We start from the raw sequence: 14566 nt of genomic DNA, 5'->3' as shown, positions 1-14566 counted from the left end.
TCAGGCGAGAACCGTCTGAAGCCGGGTCAGTTCGCCGATCTGTGCCATCGTTGCCCTATAGCCGATCTGGATCGCCTCATCGGCGCGGTGGAATTCGGTCAGACCGATGTGGCTGAGCTTGGGCTGCAGCGACATGTCCGGCGGATCGCCGGCAAGCCTGGCGCGCGAGATTCGGTCTTGGATGATGTTGAAGGCCTCGACCATGACGCCGGTGATGCCAAGCCGCGTCTGATGTGCCCGGTGCTCAGGGTCGAATTGGCCACTGCGCGGCGCATCGTTCTCGACGACCAGTTCGCCGGCGCTATGCTTGATGACGGCGGCACGGCCGAACAGGTCGTAATGAAGGTTGACCGCGACAACCAGCGGCTGCTCATAGGCACGGCAGACCGACACCGGCACCGGATTGACCAAAGCTCCGTCGACCAGCACGCGACCATTGCAAGTCACCGGCTCGAACACGCCGGGCAAGGCATAGGAAGCGCGCATGGCTGTTATCAGCGAACCGTTCGACAGCCAAATCTCATGGCCGGTGCGGATTTCGGAAGCGACCGCGACGAACGGCTTGGACAAATCCTCAAAGCGAATGCCGGCCACATGCTCACGCAGGCGAGCATCCAGCTTCATGCCGCCGAACAGACCGCTGCCGCGCAGGTTTAGATCGAGCAGGCCGAAGATGCGCCGCCTGGTCAGGCTGCGGGCGAACTCTTCCAACTCGTCCAGTTTTCCGGCGAGGTAACAGCCGCCGACCAGCGCGCCGATCGAGGTGCCGGCAATCATCGAAACCTCGATGCCGGCTTCATCGAGCGCGCGCAGCACGCCGATATGCGCCCAGCCTCTTGCGCAACCGCCGCCCAGTGCAAGCGAGATGCCAGTTTTCTTTGGTGATGTTGTTTCGGCCGCGCCGCCGGACGAAGCGGGACCATTCGCCTCTCGTACGTCCGCTCTGTTACGCAATGACGCCCACTCGAGCATCATGATCTCCCTTGTCCCACAGCTAATATATAGGCGGGCCGTATCGAAATGGTGAATCTATGTGGTTGGCTGCGGGCAAAAGGTTCAAGCTGGTTATTCACGGGAGCTTCCGATACGTTTTTTCCGCATCGAACAAGGGCTCGCTGCCATCGTCGGCAAGCATCGCCTTGCCGTCGATCAGCCCCACCGTCCGATAGAAGCAGGAACGCCGGCCTGTGTGACAAGTTGCGTCGTGGCCTAGCACTTTGACGCGCAACCATATGGCGTCCTGGTCACAATCCGTGAGCACCTCGATGACATGCTGGAGATTGCCTGACGTTTCGCCCTTCTTCCACAGCGCATTGCGCGAACGCGACCAGTAGTGGGCGATACCTGTTTCAAGCGTCAACGCCAGAGCCTGCGCATTCATGTGCGCGACCATCAAAAGCACGCCGTCTGCCGCATCGGTGACGACGACGGTGACCAGGCCGGCGGCATCGAAGCGCGGTGAAAACACCGCGCCTTCTTCCAGCGATTTCTTGTCTGAGGGAGCCTTCGGAAATTCCAGTGCCGACATCGCCGGGCTATCTTCCTGTTTGACCATGATTATCCGAAAACCGGTAGCCACTTTCGGAATCATGGTCCCGACGATGCCGGGCGAGGCGGCTTACACCCCACCGCCACGCACCATGGTGACGAAACGAACCTGTTCTTCGGGAGTATCCTTGAACACGCCGGTGAAGGTCGAGGTCAGCGTGGTGGAGCCCTGCTTGCGGATGCCGCGCATGGCCATGCACATGTGCTCGGCCTCGATCATCACGGCAACGCCGCGCGGATTGAGCACATCCTGAATGACGCCGGCGATCTGCGCGGTCATGGCTTCCTGGGTCTGCAGGCGGTGGGCGAAGATATCGACCACGCGCGCGATCTTGGACAGGCCGACGACCTTGCCGTCCGGCAGATAGCCGACATGGGCCTTGCCGATGATCGGCACCATGTGATGTTCGCAATGCGAATGGAACTGGATGTCCTTGACGATGACAAGGTCGTCGTAACCTGCCACTTCCTCGAAGGTGCGGCCAAGCTCTTCGGCCGGGCACATGTCATAGCCGCCGAACATTTCCCGATAGGCCTTGGCCACCCGCTTGGGCGTGTCGACCAGCCCTTCGCGATCGGGGTTGTCGCCGGTCCAGCGCAAAAGCGTGCGTACCGCAGCCTCGACCTCGGCCTCGCTCGGCCGGTCGGTGACGGGCTTTTCCATGTAGGCCGACTGGGGCATGAACTTCTTGATAACGGCATCCATAAAGGCGTCTCCCGTAGTCCCTCTCTCAGGAGGAACGAGTTGAACGGACCACGACCTTTCGGCGTCGGAAACTCGCCCGGTTTCCAGCCCCGTAAGCGGCGTGAGCAAACTGCGGCAAAGACGTGGGCTTTTCGTCGCCTTGTCGATACCGGACTGCCACCATTATATATGGTCATGACGAGCGAAAGAAAGACGCGTCAGCGGCAAACGCTGTTCGCTTGGCGGCGACGGACTGGAAAATAATGATCAACGACGTCTACAATGCGAAAATTCTCGGTTTTGCCGGAAATATCACACGGATCGGCCGGCTCGATCATCCCGACGCCAGCGCGAGGGCACATTCCAAATTGTGCGGCTCTACCGTTACCGTCGATCTCAATATGGCGGACGGCGTGGTTACCGATTTCGCACATGACGTGAAGGCCTGCGCGCTCGGCCAGGCCTCGTCCTCCATCATGGCGCAGCATGTGGTTGGCGCTACGGCCGACGAATTGCGCGCGGTGCGCGAGACCATGCTGAAAATGCTGAAAGAGAACGGAGCGCCGCCGGAAGGCCGCTTCGCCGATCTCAAATATCTGGAACCGGTGCGCGACTACAAGGCGCGCCATGCCTCGACCATGTTGACCTTCGACGCGGTGGTCGACGCGATTGGTCAGATCGAGAAGAAGCGCGCCGAAGAAGCCGCCTGATAGCCCATTTGGCGGCCTATTGGAGCCGTCTGCTTTCGGCGAATTCGCTTCTCACCCAGTCGGCGAACGCGGCGGCTGGCTCGGGGAGATCGCGCAGGCTTCTGGCCACCAGCCAATAGGCGCCGGACGCGACGTCGATGTCGAACGGCTTGACCAACGTGCCGGAGGCGAGCTCTTCGCCGATCTGCAGGAGATCGCCCAGCGCCACGCCGTGTCCGAGCAGGGCGGCCTGCTTCGAAAGCGATGCATCCGCCAGCATGGGACCGCGCGCGGGCACGGCGTCGGCAGGCACACCAGCCGCCTCAAACCAGCGCGCCCAACCCTGTCGGTTTTCCTCATGCAACAGCGTATAGCGGCCAAGGTCGGCCGGCTTGTCGAGGGGAGGCCCCGCGGCAAGCAGCGCCGGCGACAGAACCGGTGAATCGACCGTCGAGGCAAGCTGCTCGGCCTCGCTGCGCGGCCACGAGGCAGCATGCGCACTGAAGCGTAACGCAAGTTCAGGCTGGTCGCCGCGAAACTCAATCAGCCTTGGATCGACTTCGAGCGCGACGTCGATGTCGGGCCGCAATTGGCGAAAACGGTTGAGCCGCGGCACCAGCCATACCGATGCCAGAGACGGCTCGACGCTGACGCGAACCACTGTCTGCGCGGGAGCCGCCACCAACTCGGAAAGCAGGGCGTCGATGGCGTCGAAACTCCTGACCAGCTGACTGAGCAGCTGGCGGCCCGCATCGGTCAGTTCGACGCGGCGATGGTGACGTTCGAACAGGGGCCGGCGCAGAAAGATCTCGAGCTCGCGGATCTGCCGGCTGATCGCTGCCTGCGAGACGAAAAGCTCCTCGGCCGCCCTGCTGAAACTCAGGTGCCGCCCGGCTGCTTCAAAGCTCCTCAAGGCCGTCAGCGGCAGTCGCCCACGCTTCATTCGCATAACCCAGGGTTATCCGAAGTGGAAATTATACTCGTTTGAAGGCGAAGGCCAGCGGCGGTCTACTCGTCGCCAAGGAGATACGGCCATGATCCAGTTGCTGGAGATTCTTGGCGATATGATGCGGATTGCAACCTTTCAGTGGCGTGACGAAAGAACCTGTCGAAAGCGTTACGAGGAGCAGTCTAGCCCCTGCCGATGGGCACCGCCGGCTGATCGGCAGCCACTTCGCCGCTTCCGCCCGTGAAAGCTCCGCAAGCAGGGGCGGGATTGCGTTCTCCCGATGAAGCCCACATCTATCGTGTGGAAAGACGGAGATCGCAGTGGGCGACCAGCATCGGCATACACATACAGCCGGGCCGCCGCGGCAAGGCCGGAACTGGTCCGGCCCGTGGCGCAAGACCCCCGGCCGGGTGTTGGGCACGTCGCTGGTGCGCCTCTATCAACTGACGCTGTCCAGCTTCATCGGCAATTCCTGCCGTCACCTGCCGACCTGCTCGGAATACGCGCATGAGGCGATCGCCCGCCATGGCCTTTGGGCCGGCGGCTGGATGGGATTTTTCAGGGTTCTGCGCTGCGGACCATTCGGCACCCATGGCGTCGACCTTGTTCCGGAGGTTCTGGCGGATCGGTATGTCTGGTTCACGCCGTGGCGATATTGGCGGATCGGCAGCAAACGCGACGAGGCGCGAAGCTGAGTGCCGGTCAGTTCTTCAAGGCAACCGTTTACGATCTGGTAGGGTTAACGGCAGCCTGCACAACAACTGCGAATTTGAGACAAAATCGAGACAAGAGACCTCGCTAAGCCGCTCGCCGAACCCCCTCTGGAGCGAGCATCCAATGCGCAATGTCGACCGTCTTCCCTTCATCCTTGCCGGAGTCCTGTTCCTGCTTGCCTGGCTTCTGGGATTTCCGATGCGCGCGCAGTCGGCGCCGCTCGGGGATGTGCAATGCACGCTGATCGCCGATGCGCAGAGCGGCAAGACGCTTTACCAAAACGGCGTCTGCGATCAGCGATTCAGCCCGGCCTCGACGTTCAAGGTGCCGCTGTCGCTGATCGGTTACGATGCCGGCATACTGAGCGACGAGCACACGCCGAGCTGGGACTACAAGCCTGAATTCAAGGCGGTCAAGCGGGACCACAAGACCGTCGATCCGACGATCTGGGAGCGGGACTCGGTGCTGTGGTATTCGCGCGAGATCACCCGCCGGCTTGGACCGGAGAGCTTTGCCGGCTACGTCTCGAAGTTCGGCTATGGCAATGCGGACGTTTCCGGCGATCCCGGCAAGAATGACGGCCTGACTCATTCCTGGGTGAACTCCTCGCTCAAGATCACGCCGGTCGAGCAGGTCGATTTCCTGCGTAAGCTCCTCGCCGGCAAGATGCCGGTCTCGGCCAAGGCTCACGACATGACGAAAGCCATCCTACCCAGCTTCAAGGCCGGCGACTGGACTGTCCAGGGCAAGACGGGCAGCACCAGGGTCGGCGAGGGCGGCAAGGACAGGCGTTCACTCGGCTGGTTCGTCGGCTGGGCGCAGAAAAACGGCCGCCAGATCGTGTTTGCCCGGCTCGTCGTCGATACGAAGCGGAGCGATATGCCGAAGGGGCTCGCGAGGCGCGCGGCCTTCCTGAAGGACCTGCCGCTGCTGATTAAATAGCCGAGGCTTTACGGCGGCGGCGTCTGCCCATAAAAGACTGCCGCCGCCGGACGCCTCCGGCTATCTGGCAGGCCGCAGCCTCGAACGGCTGACGACCTGCATTTCACCACCCGCGCTCGTTTGCGGGACTGGATAGGAGAATACCTGATGCTGAATGCCGTTTCCCTGACATTTCCCGATGGCTCCGTGCGCGACTACGATGCGGCGATGACCGGTGCAGGCCTTGCCGAATCGATCTCCAAGTCGCTGGCCAAGAAGGCCGTGGCCTATGCCATCGACGGTACCGTGCGCGATCTCTCCGATCCGCTCGGCAAGTCCGGCAAGATCGAGATCATCACCCGCGACGATCCGCGCGCGCTGGAACTCATCCGCCATGACGCGGCACATGTGCTGGCGGAGGCCGTGCAGGAGATATGGCCGGGAACGCAGGTGACCATCGGGCCGGTGATCGAGAACGGATTCTACTACGACTTCGCCCGCAACGAGCCGTTCACTCCGGACGACTTCCCGGTGATCGAGAAGAAGATGCGCGAGATCATTGCGCGCAACAAGCCGTTCACGAAGGAAGTCTGGTCGCGCGACAAGGCCAAAAAGGTCTTTGCCGACAAGGGCGAGCGCTACAAGCTGGAACTGATCGACGCCATTCCTGACGATCAGGATCTCAAGATCTACGCGCAAGGCGACTGGTTCGACCTTTGCCGCGGTCCACATATGGCCTCGACCGGGCAGATCGGCAATGCCTTCAAGCTGATGAAGGTGGCGGGCGCCTATTGGCGCGGAGATTCGAACAACCCGATGCTGACGCGCATCTACGGCACGGCGTGGGCTGATCAGGCGCAGCTCGACGCCTACCAGACAATGCTGGAGGAAGCCGAAAAGCGCGACCACAGGAAGCTCGGCCGCGAGATGGATTTGTTCCATTTCCAGGAAGAGGGGCCCGGTGTCGTCTTCTGGCATGCCAAGGGCTGGAAGATGTTCCAGAACCTGGTCAACTACATGCGCCGCCGCCTCGACGAGCAGGGCTACCAGGAGGTCAACGCACCGCAGGTGCTCGACAAGAGCCTGTGGGAGACGTCGGGCCATTGGGGCTGGTACCGCGACGCCATGTTCAAGGTCACGGTTGCCGGCGACGACACCGATGACGACCGCGTGTTCGCGCTGAAGCCGATGAACTGTCCTGGCCATGTGCAGATATTCAAGCACGGGTTGAAATCCTATCGCGACCTGCCGGTAAAGCTTGCGGAATTCGGCAATGTGCATCGCTATGAGCCGTCGGGCGCGCTACACGGGCTGATGCGCGTGCGCGGCTTCACGCAGGATGACGCGCATATTTTCTGCACCGAGGAGCAACTGGCGTCGGAGTGCCTGCGTATCAACGATCTGATTCTGTCGACCTACGCTGATTTCGGCTTCGACGAAATCAGCGTGAAGCTGTCGACCCGGCCGGACAAGCGCGTCGGCACCGACGAAGCCTGGGATCACGCCGAAGCGATCATGAGCGGCGTGCTGGAGACGATCAGAACGCGATCGGGCAACCGCATCAAGACCTCGATCAATCCTGGCGAGGGCGCCTTCTACGGGCCGAAGTTCGAATATGTGCTGAAGGATGCCATCGGCCGCGAATGGCAATGCGGCACCACGCAGGTCGACTTCAACCTGCCGGAGCGTTTCGGTGCCTTCTACATCGGCTCGGATTCCGAGAAGAAACAGCCTGTCATGGTGCACCGTGCCATCTGCGGCTCGATGGAGCGCTTCCTCGGCATCCTGATCGAGAACTATTCCGGCCATTTCCCGCTGTGGTTCGCGCCGCTGCAGGTAGTGGTGGCGACGATCACTTCGGACGCCGACGGCTATGCGAACGAAGTGGTGGCGAAGCTGAAAGCCGCGGGCTTGTCCGCCGAGGCGGATCTGCGCAACGAGAAGATCAACTATAAGGTCCGCGAGCACAGCCTAGCCAAGGTTCCGGTCATCCTCGTCTGCGGCAAGCGCGAGGCGGAAGAGCAGACGGTCAACATGCGCCGCCTCGGATCGCGCGACCAGGAGTCGCTGGGTCTCGCCCAAGCGGTCGCGCAGCTGACCGAAGAAGCGATCACGCCCGATCGCCGGCGCCAACGCGCCGCCTGATCAGACAGTATTTGAAGCCGAAATGGCGGTGGAGCAGTCCACCGCCATTTTTATACCCCGCCGTTCTCACATCCCGCCGTTTTCACATCCTTGTCACGGCAGTCTTGTAACAAGCCCTCATGCTCAAGCTGAAAATGCGCGAAAAACCGTTTCCCGAGCTTTCCTATGCCAATCCACGACAGCCGGTCCTGACGCGGTGGGTCATCCATTCCATCGAAGGCCTGTCCGGACGCGATCGGTTTGCAGCGCTTTATGATTTTTGGCGCCGCCAGGTGGTCCCGACCGGCGAGCGCGTGTTCAGTCGCATGCTCGAATTGATCGACGTGCGGGTGCGAACCCCCGACCAATGGCCCCCGAAGAACCTGCCCGACACGCCGCTGGTGATCGTCGCCAATCATCCCTTCGGCATCGGCGACGGCATTGCCGCGCTGTCGCTGGCCGAGCAGCTTGGGCGGCCGTTCCGGGTCATGATCCACAAGGATCTGCTCAAGATCAGCGAGATGGAGCCCTACTCGCTGCCGATCGACTTTTCCGAGACCAAGGACGCTCTGAAGAACAACATGGCGGTGCGTCACGAGGCTGTGCGGCTCTTGAAAGAACGTGTCACCATCGTGGTGTTTCCGGCCGGCGGCGTCGCCACCGCGCCGAAAGGTTTTGGCCAGGCACGCGATCTGCCATGGAAGATGTTTCCGGCCCGTCTCGTGCAGGATGCCAAGGCTTCCGTAGTGCCGATGCATTTCTCCGGCCAGAACGGCAGGCTGTTCCATCTGGTCAGCGGCCCCATGAACATGGCCGAGCGCGACGGGCGCGTGGCGAAGTTCGTCGGCAAGGCATCGCTGACGCTGCGCATTTCGTTGCTTATCCACGAGTTCGCCCGGCTTTCCGGCAAGTCGATCGACGTGCGTGTCGGCGATGTGCTGAACTGGAACGAACTGGAGCCCGTGCGCGACCGCAAGGCGCTGCTCGAGCGCCTCTATAAAGGCGTCTTCGATCTGGCGCCGCCGGTGCCTCGCCGCCGGATTCCATTCCTGCCGGCACGGGCCAAGCTGGCGGCCTAGGTCCATTTCGTCGACGATCCGAAGGGAACCGCCTCAGGCTTACCCGGGGTTTTGACTAATCCGCGCCTTCTTCCGGATCCATCGCGGCGGCTTCCGTCGCGAGAACCTCGATTTCCTGGTTCTGTCCGGCCACGACAGTGAAATCCTTTTGGTAGATCCGGTCGCGGTTCTTGGCGATGATCGTGTAGTCGCCTTCGGCCAGCACCATGGAGGCGAAGGCGCCGACGGTTTCCTTGATCGGATCGCCGGATTCGTTGAGCAGCGACCACGACGTGTCGGCGATCGCTTCGCCGCCCGCTTCACGCACCAGCTTCAAGGTAATCTCGGCGGCGTGATGCTCGACGGTGGCTTCGGTCAGCTTGCCGGCCTCGACGCGGATGTCGGAGCGGATGACGGCATTGACCGCGCCATAGGTCGAGACCACGTGGTAGATGCCGGCATTGAGACGCACGACGCTGTTGGGCTCGACGTCGGGAATGATCAGCGCGCGATCGCCATTGGGTTCGGCATTGCCCTCATAGATCGAGAAGCGCAGCTTCTTTGGCGGGATGCGCGCCCCTCCCGAAAGGACGGCATCGAGCTTCAGGCCGCCGGCATCGAGCACGAGGCTCTCGCGCTTGGCGTCCTTGCCGACGGTGATGCGCTTGGTGGCACCGGCCCGGCCGTAGGAAGCGTGAACCAGATAGCTGCCGGGTTCGAGCTGGAAGACCGCCGTGCCGCCATGGGCGGAAGCCACCATCGGCAATTTGCCGTTGACGGCCTCCGGCTTGAAGACGCGCCAGACGATACCGCGAGTGATATCGCCTCCCTTGTCGGTCAATTGCGCGGACAAGGTGATGGCGCCGCCGCCACCAAGCGCCAGCGATGTCTCGCCTTTCGGCGTCGCGTAGCTCGAAATTCCGGGAAGCTTCAGGTCGCTGACGCCATCCACATTCTGCGCCACGGCAAAGGAAACCGGCGCCATGAGCAGCAGGGTGCAGACCCAGATCAGGAAAAGACGCAAAGTCCCCTCAAACATGCCTTGCGTTGAAGCCCATGGCGGTGGCAATTTCAAGGCTTAAGAGTCCGACCGATACGACTCTCCAGCCTGGCGCGCCCGCGTCGATGCCCGAGCCGCCCCGCATTCCCATGGCGCGCTTCAGCTCAAAATCGAACTTAGGAGACTTGCGCCCATGGCGTCCCCGATCATCGACTTCCTGCTGACCCGCAATTCAGCGCCGATACCGGAGTTGAAGGAGCCCGCGCCCGGCGACGCCGAGATCGCCACGATGATCGCCGCCGCCACGCGCGTGCCCGATCATGGCCGGCTCGAGCCCTGGCGCTTCATTCTTTATCGCGGCGATGCCCGCATCGAGATCGGCAGGAAGCTGGCGGCCCTTGCCGAACAGCGGGAGGGACCTTTACCGGATGGCCGCCGCAACCAGGAGCTGGCGCGCTTCTCGCGCGCGCCGCTGGTGATCGGCGTCGTGTCGGTGCCGAAGGAAAATCCAAAAATCCCGCAATGGGAGATGTTCCTGTCCGGCGGCATGGCGGCGATGAACCTGATGATTGCCGCCAACGCACTGGGCTATGGCACCAACATGATCAGCAACTGGTATTCGGACGTGCCGGAGGGCAGGGCGATCTTGGGGCTGGCGCCGCAAGAGCGCGTAATCGGCTTCGTCCATATCGGCTCCTATGGCGGCCCGGCGCCGGAGCGGCCGCGCCCCGATCCGGCAAAGCTTTATGCGGACTATGCCGGGCCCTGGGCGGGCTAAGTGTTCTACGAGCCGTCAAAGGGGCACGGACTGCCGCACGATCCGTCGAAGGCGATCGTGGCGCCGCGCCCGATCGGCTGGATCTCGACCCTGAACGGGGCCGGCGAGATCAACCTCGCGCCCTATTCCTTCTTCAATGCCGTTTCGACAAGGCCCTTCATCGTCTGGTTTTCCTCCGAGGGCGAGAAGGACAGCGCCTCCTTCGCCCAGGAGACCAGCGAGTTCGTCGCCAATCTGGTCGGCCGCGATCTCGCCGAGAAGATGAACCGGACGTCGGTCGACGCGCCGCGCGGCGTCAACGAGTTCGTTTATGCCGATCTCGCCATGGCGCCGTCGCGTCTTGTCGCGCCGCCGCGCGTGGCGGCCGCACCCGCCGCACTCGAATGCAAGGTGACCGAAGTGTTCCGGCCAAAGGCCCTGGACGGAACGCCGACCAGCGCCGTCGTCGTGGCCGGCGAAGTGATCGGCGTGCATATTGACGATGCCTACCTGAAAGACGGCCTGTTCGATATCAGCAAGGCCGGCAATGTCGCTCGCCTCGGCTACATGGATTATGCCAGCGTCAACGAAGTGTTTTCGATGCGCCGGCCGCGTTGGGGCAAGGATTAGCCCGCAAGGGGGCCCAGTCACTGTGCTTTCCTGACGGCGAGCCGTCATCACGACGCGCCCTGAGCTTGATGACGCGGCATGACGAAACCTTCTGCACACCAGGACCGTTTCGTCCAGGCGCGGGATGGGCGATAGTCCGCTGAGGGTCGGCGGTAGTCTGTTGCTGGTAAATGCCGACGGCAAATATCATGGAAGGTTGATCATGGTCTCGAGATTGATCCTCCAGACGTTCGTGTGGTTCGGCGCAATGGGCGCGCTGCTTTTCCTGACAGCGGGTACGCTGACCTGGCCGGGAGCCTGGGTATATCTGGCGGTGATGACCGGGCTGAGCCTGACCCTTGGCGTGACGCTGGCCCGGCGCGATCCCGGGCTGATGAACGAACGGCTGAGCTCTCCCATCCAGAAGGACCAGACCGCGGCCGACAAGGTTCTGTTGAGCATACTCCTGCTCGGCATATTTGCCTGGCTGGCCTTCATGGGTTTCGACTACCGCTTCGGCTGGTCCGTCGTTCCGGTCTGGGTACAGGCGATCGGTGCGCTGGTTCTGCTGGTCGGACTATGGATCAGCTATCTGACGATGCTGGAGAATAGCTTCGCGGCGCCCGTCGTGAAGATCCAGGCGGAGCGCGGACAGCAAGTGATCACAACGGGTCCCTATAGCTATGTGCGCCATCCCATGTATGCCGGCGCCATCCTCTTCTTTGCCGGCACGGCTCTCCTGCTCGGCTCCTGGTGGGGGCTGGCACTGGTCGTCGTGTTCATCGTTCTCTTGGCCATCCGCACATTCATCGAGGAAAAAACGCTTCGCACCGGCCTGCGCGGCTATGACGACTATGCGGCCCATGTCCGCTACCGCCTGATCCCGTTGGTCTGGTAGCGGTCAGGCGGAGATTCCGGCTGCCCGGGCGCGTGCCAGAAGCCGCTCGGCCAGCCGCAGATGCGGCCGGTCATACATCTTGCCGTCGATGCCGACGACGCCGGGATTTCCCGCCGCCTGGAATGCCGCGACAATTGCCGCCGATTTTTGCACCGCTTCCACCGAGGGCGTGAAGGCGGCGTTTATGACCGGCACCTGATCAGGGTGGATCGCCATCTTGCCGGTGAAGCCGTCACGTTCGGCCTCCCTGCATTCGGCCTCGAAGGCCGCCATATCGCGGAAATTCGGGAAGACGGTGTCGATCGCCGCGACTTCCGCCGCGCCGGCGGCGAGAATGGTCATGGCGCGAGCGAAGCGGAATATTTCGGTGTAACGGCCATGCTGGTCGCGGGTGGTGCGCGCGCCGATCGCCGCCGACAGGTCTTCCGCGCCCCAGGTCAGCCCGGCAAGCCGCGCGCTTGCCCCGGCGTAGCTCGCCGCTGCCAGCACGGCCGCCGGTGTTTCGGTAATGATCGGCAGGATTTTTGTCGCGCCGTCGGCCAGGCCGTTCTCCGCTTCGCGCAGCCTGAGCTTTGCCGAGAGGTGCTGGACATCCTGGCCGCCAGCCGATTTGGGCAGTATGACGCCGTCGGGCGTTGCCGGAATGAGCGCCGCAAGGTCGTCGTCCGTCAGTCCGGTCGACAGGTCGTTGACCCTGACGTAGATCGCCGATCGTGTTTGCGCCCGGTGGTTGACGATGAATCGCGCCGCGATCTTTCGCGCCGATGCCTTGTTGTGGGGCGCCACCGAATCCTCGAGATCGACAATGAGCACGTCGGCGCCGGCGCCAAAGCCCTTCTCCAGCTTTCTCTCGGAATCGCCGGGAACGAACAGCAGCGAACGCATCAGGCTATCTTCTTCAGCATCATGGCGTGTCTCGTGCATTTGGCGACGAGGTCGCCGTTCTGGTTATAGGCCCGATGTTCGAACTCGACGATGCCGCGATCGGGCTTCGACCTGGATTCGCGCACCGAGACGACAGTGGTCTCGACGCGGATGGTGTCGCCATGGAAGACCGGATGCGGAAACACCGTTTCCTTCATGCCGAGATTGGCGACAGTCGTACCGACGGTGATGTCGTTGACCGAAATGCCGATCATCAGGCCGAGCGTGAACAGCGAGTTGACCAGCGGCTTGCCCCATTCGCTCCTGGCGGCGAAATCGAAGTCGATATGCAGCGGCTGCGGGTTCAGCGTCATCACCGAGAACATCATGTTGTCGCTCTCGGTGACGGTCTTGCGCAGCGTGTGCTGGAAGACATGGCCGACGACGAACTCCTCGAGATAAAGCCCAGCCATTTTCGGTCTCCTCCGCTGCTGGACGGTTGATAGGCGCTGTGTCCAGCGCTCGCAAGCCAGTTAACGAACATGGTGAACGCTTCATAAACCAATTCGTCCTAACGTCCGGCACGGGGTCGGAAACCTTCCGGCAAGGGGCGTAAGCAGGCGGTATGGTTGTTGTCTCGCATTTCCTGAAATGGATCTACACGGCCAGGGTGTCGGAGCGCGCCGCGGCGGCAAGCGCGCTGGCCCGCGCCTATGTCGATGCCGAATTGGCTTTCGAGGACCGCTGCGCCGCCGAAGCGGCGCTGACCTTGCTGCTCGACGATGCATCGTCGAAGGTGCGGCTGGCGATGGCCGAGGCGTTGTCCATGAGTCATCACGCACCGCCACAGATCATCAGCGCGCTTGCCTGCGACCAGCCGGAAGTCGCTGGCGTCGTGCTGACGCGATCGCCACTGCTTACCGACGCAGACCTGATCAATCGCGTGGCTTCAGGTCCGAAGGCGACGCAAAAACTGATCGCCGATCGGCCATTGGTCTCGATGGCGCTGTCGGCGGCTATCGCAGAGGTCGGCGAGGCGGAGGCCTGCGCCGTGCTTTTGGCCAACAGCGGCGCCGATATCGCTTCGTTGAGTTTCCGCCGCATGGCCGAGCGCCACGGCCATCTGCCGCTGGTGCGCGAGGCGCTTATATCGGATGCACGCCTGCCTGCCGACTGCCGGCACATGCTGCTCGTCAAGCTCGGTGAGATGCTCAAGACCTCGCCGCTGGTCATGGCCTTGATGGGAGCCGCCCGGGCCGACCGCGTCATGCGCGACGCCTGCGTTAAGGCCTGCGTGACGCTGATCGAGGGCACGCGCCAGGAAGAACATGCAGCACTGATCGAGCATCTCAGGCTACGCGGCGATCTCACCGCGAGCTTCGTCATCCGCACCATCGCGCATGGCAAGGTCGACTTCTTCGGCTCGGCGCTGGTCGCGCTCAGCCAGCAGTCCGCCCAAAGAGTGAGGGCGCTGCTGGCCGGCGGACACGACGTGGCCTTGCAGGCGCTGTTCCGCAGTGCCGGCCTGGCTGCCGCCACGCACGCGGTCATCTTGCGCGCGCTGAAAATCTGGCGAGAGGTCGCCAACGGCAAGCGCGTCGCCGGCGTGCAGGAAGTCAGCTGGCTGATGCTGAAGGAATTGGGCGGACAGTCCGCGGAAGGCGATCTCGCCGCGCTGATCAAGTCGATCCATCTCGCTGCGTTGCGTGAAAATGCGCGCGGCCATGCGCTGGCGATCGCAGCCGCTTAA

General features: G+C 62.6%; 16 protein-coding genes. 9 read left to right on the top strand and 7 right to left on the bottom strand.

Features of this window, described 5'->3' with window-relative positions; translation table 11 throughout:
- From FJ979_RS00325 to folE, 3 genes are all read right to left on the bottom strand, one after another.
- Positions 1–972 (bottom strand): patatin family protein, encoded by a 972-nt coding sequence (locus tag FJ979_RS00325; RefSeq protein WP_140495825.1) that lies wholly within the window; start codon positions 970–972, stop codon positions 1–3.
- 97 nt (positions 973–1069) lie between these two features.
- Positions 1070–1528: a phosphoribosyl-AMP cyclohydrolase gene (gene hisI / locus FJ979_RS00320; RefSeq protein ID WP_140521255.1), complete on the bottom strand. Its 459-nt coding sequence runs from the start codon at positions 1526–1528 to the stop codon at positions 1070–1072.
- Between the two features lie 90 nt (positions 1529–1618).
- Complete coding sequence (folE, locus tag FJ979_RS00315) at positions 1619–2254, bottom strand: GTP cyclohydrolase I FolE (RefSeq protein WP_140517057.1); 636 nt, start codon at positions 2252–2254, stop codon at positions 1619–1621.
- 242 nt (positions 2255–2496) lie between these two features.
- Here folE and FJ979_RS00310 point away from each other — a divergent pair, with 242 nt between their 5' ends.
- A complete protein-coding gene (locus tag FJ979_RS00310) occupies positions 2497–2943 on the top strand; it encodes an iron-sulfur cluster assembly scaffold protein (protein ID WP_140495827.1) in 447 nt (148 codons plus the stop codon).
- Positions 2944–2959: 16 nt separating this feature from the next.
- Here the strand turns inward: FJ979_RS00310 and FJ979_RS00305 are convergent, their stop codons facing one another.
- Entirely contained in the window at positions 2960–3865 is a 906-nt protein-coding gene (locus tag FJ979_RS00305; RefSeq protein ID WP_140579727.1) for a LysR substrate-binding domain-containing protein, read from the bottom strand.
- 326 nt (positions 3866–4191) lie between these two features.
- Between FJ979_RS00305 and yidD the strand changes: the two genes are divergently transcribed.
- The 4 genes from yidD to FJ979_RS00285 all read left to right on the top strand — a co-directional run bounded on the left by yidD (position 4192) and on the right by FJ979_RS00285 (position 8709).
- On the top strand, positions 4192–4566 hold the full coding sequence (yidD, locus tag FJ979_RS00300; protein ID WP_140579725.1) for a membrane protein insertion efficiency factor YidD: 375 nt from the start codon (positions 4192–4194) through the stop codon (positions 4564–4566).
- A 142-nt stretch (positions 4567–4708) separates the two neighbouring features.
- Positions 4709–5527 (top strand): class D beta-lactamase, encoded by an 819-nt coding sequence (gene blaOXA / locus FJ979_RS00295; protein ID WP_140579723.1) that lies wholly within the window; start codon positions 4709–4711, stop codon positions 5525–5527.
- 147 nt (positions 5528–5674) lie between these two features.
- Positions 5675–7651, top strand: a complete 1977-nt coding sequence (gene thrS, locus FJ979_RS00290; RefSeq protein ID WP_140555350.1) for a threonine--tRNA ligase — start codon at positions 5675–5677, stop codon at positions 7649–7651.
- 119 nt (positions 7652–7770) lie between these two features.
- The gene (locus FJ979_RS00285; protein WP_140579721.1) at positions 7771–8709 is read left to right on the top strand and encodes a GNAT family N-acetyltransferase; all 939 of its coding nucleotides are present in this window, start codon (positions 7771–7773) and stop codon (positions 8707–8709) included.
- Between the two features lie 55 nt (positions 8710–8764).
- On the opposite strand, the gene FJ979_RS00280 is transcribed toward FJ979_RS00285, so the two are convergent.
- A complete protein-coding gene (locus FJ979_RS00280) occupies positions 8765–9727 on the bottom strand; it encodes a hypothetical protein (RefSeq protein WP_140495833.1) in 963 nt (320 codons plus the stop codon).
- 154 nt (positions 9728–9881) lie between these two features.
- Here FJ979_RS00280 and FJ979_RS00275 point away from each other — a divergent pair, with 154 nt between their 5' ends.
- From FJ979_RS00275 to FJ979_RS00265, 3 genes are all read left to right on the top strand, one after another.
- On the top strand, positions 9882–10466 hold the full coding sequence (locus tag FJ979_RS00275; RefSeq protein ID WP_140520997.1) for a nitroreductase: 585 nt from the start codon (positions 9882–9884) through the stop codon (positions 10464–10466).
- Complete coding sequence (locus tag FJ979_RS00270) at positions 10467–11075, top strand: flavin reductase family protein (protein WP_140520996.1); 609 nt, start codon at positions 10467–10469, stop codon at positions 11073–11075.
- A 202-nt stretch (positions 11076–11277) separates the two neighbouring features.
- Positions 11278–11952, top strand: a complete 675-nt coding sequence (locus tag FJ979_RS00265) for an isoprenylcysteine carboxylmethyltransferase family protein (RefSeq protein ID WP_140495836.1) — start codon at positions 11278–11280, stop codon at positions 11950–11952.
- Positions 11953–11955: 3 nt separating this feature from the next.
- On the opposite strand, the gene FJ979_RS00260 is transcribed toward FJ979_RS00265, so the two are convergent.
- Both FJ979_RS00260 and FJ979_RS00255 read right to left on the bottom strand, forming a co-directional pair.
- Positions 11956–12837 (bottom strand): CoA ester lyase, encoded by an 882-nt coding sequence (locus FJ979_RS00260; RefSeq protein ID WP_140579719.1) that lies wholly within the window; start codon positions 12835–12837, stop codon positions 11956–11958.
- Positions 12837–13289 (bottom strand): MaoC family dehydratase, encoded by a 453-nt coding sequence (locus FJ979_RS00255; protein WP_140517043.1) that lies wholly within the window; start codon positions 13287–13289, stop codon positions 12837–12839. Before FJ979_RS00255 ends, FJ979_RS00260 begins: the two co-directional genes overlap by 1 nt.
- Positions 13290–13441: 152 nt before the next feature.
- Between FJ979_RS00255 and FJ979_RS00250 the strand changes: the two genes are divergently transcribed.
- Positions 13442–14566: a DUF2336 domain-containing protein gene (locus FJ979_RS00250; protein WP_140579717.1), complete on the top strand. Its 1125-nt coding sequence runs from the start codon at positions 13442–13444 to the stop codon at positions 14564–14566.

The organism is Mesorhizobium sp. B1-1-6, from assembly GCF_006443035.1.
In the GTDB taxonomy this organism is placed as follows: Bacteria; Pseudomonadota; Alphaproteobacteria; order Rhizobiales; family Rhizobiaceae; genus Mesorhizobium.
Note: the sequence above shows the minus strand (reverse complement) of the source record. Positions and strands in the feature narration are given on the sequence as shown.

What these genes read in the sequence shown, in the direction of transcription:
- hisI (WP_140521255.1), bottom strand. Translation starts at nt 1,528, where the DNA reads ATGTCGGCACTGGAATTTCCGAAGGCTCCCTCAGACAAGAAATCGCTG.
- FJ979_RS00250 (WP_140579717.1), top strand. Translation starts at nt 13,442, where the DNA reads ATGGTTGTTGTCTCGCATTTCCTGAAATGGATCTACACGGCCAGGGTG.
- FJ979_RS00325 (WP_140495825.1), bottom strand. Translation starts at nt 972, where the DNA reads ATGCTCGAGTGGGCGTCATTGCGTAACAGAGCGGACGTACGAGAGGCG.
- FJ979_RS00310 (WP_140495827.1), top strand. Translation starts at nt 2,497, where the DNA reads ATGATCAACGACGTCTACAATGCGAAAATTCTCGGTTTTGCCGGAAAT.
- FJ979_RS00265 (WP_140495836.1), top strand. Translation starts at nt 11,278, where the DNA reads ATGGTCTCGAGATTGATCCTCCAGACGTTCGTGTGGTTCGGCGCAATG.
- thrS (WP_140555350.1), top strand. Translation starts at nt 5,675, where the DNA reads ATGCTGAATGCCGTTTCCCTGACATTTCCCGATGGCTCCGTGCGCGAC.
- folE (WP_140517057.1), bottom strand. Translation starts at nt 2,254, where the DNA reads ATGGATGCCGTTATCAAGAAGTTCATGCCCCAGTCGGCCTACATGGAA.
- FJ979_RS00280 (WP_140495833.1), bottom strand. Translation starts at nt 9,727, where the DNA reads ATGTTTGAGGGGACTTTGCGTCTTTTCCTGATCTGGGTCTGCACCCTG.
- FJ979_RS00275 (WP_140520997.1), top strand. Translation starts at nt 9,882, where the DNA reads ATGGCGTCCCCGATCATCGACTTCCTGCTGACCCGCAATTCAGCGCCG.
- FJ979_RS00260 (WP_140579719.1), bottom strand. Translation starts at nt 12,837, where the DNA reads ATGCGTTCGCTGCTGTTCGTTCCCGGCGATTCCGAGAGAAAGCTGGAG.
- FJ979_RS00285 (WP_140579721.1), top strand. Translation starts at nt 7,771, where the DNA reads ATGCTCAAGCTGAAAATGCGCGAAAAACCGTTTCCCGAGCTTTCCTAT.
- FJ979_RS00255 (WP_140517043.1), bottom strand. Translation starts at nt 13,289, where the DNA reads ATGGCTGGGCTTTATCTCGAGGAGTTCGTCGTCGGCCATGTCTTCCAG.
- FJ979_RS00305 (WP_140579727.1), bottom strand. Translation starts at nt 3,865, where the DNA reads ATGAAGCGTGGGCGACTGCCGCTGACGGCCTTGAGGAGCTTTGAAGCA.
- blaOXA (WP_140579723.1), top strand. Translation starts at nt 4,709, where the DNA reads ATGCGCAATGTCGACCGTCTTCCCTTCATCCTTGCCGGAGTCCTGTTC.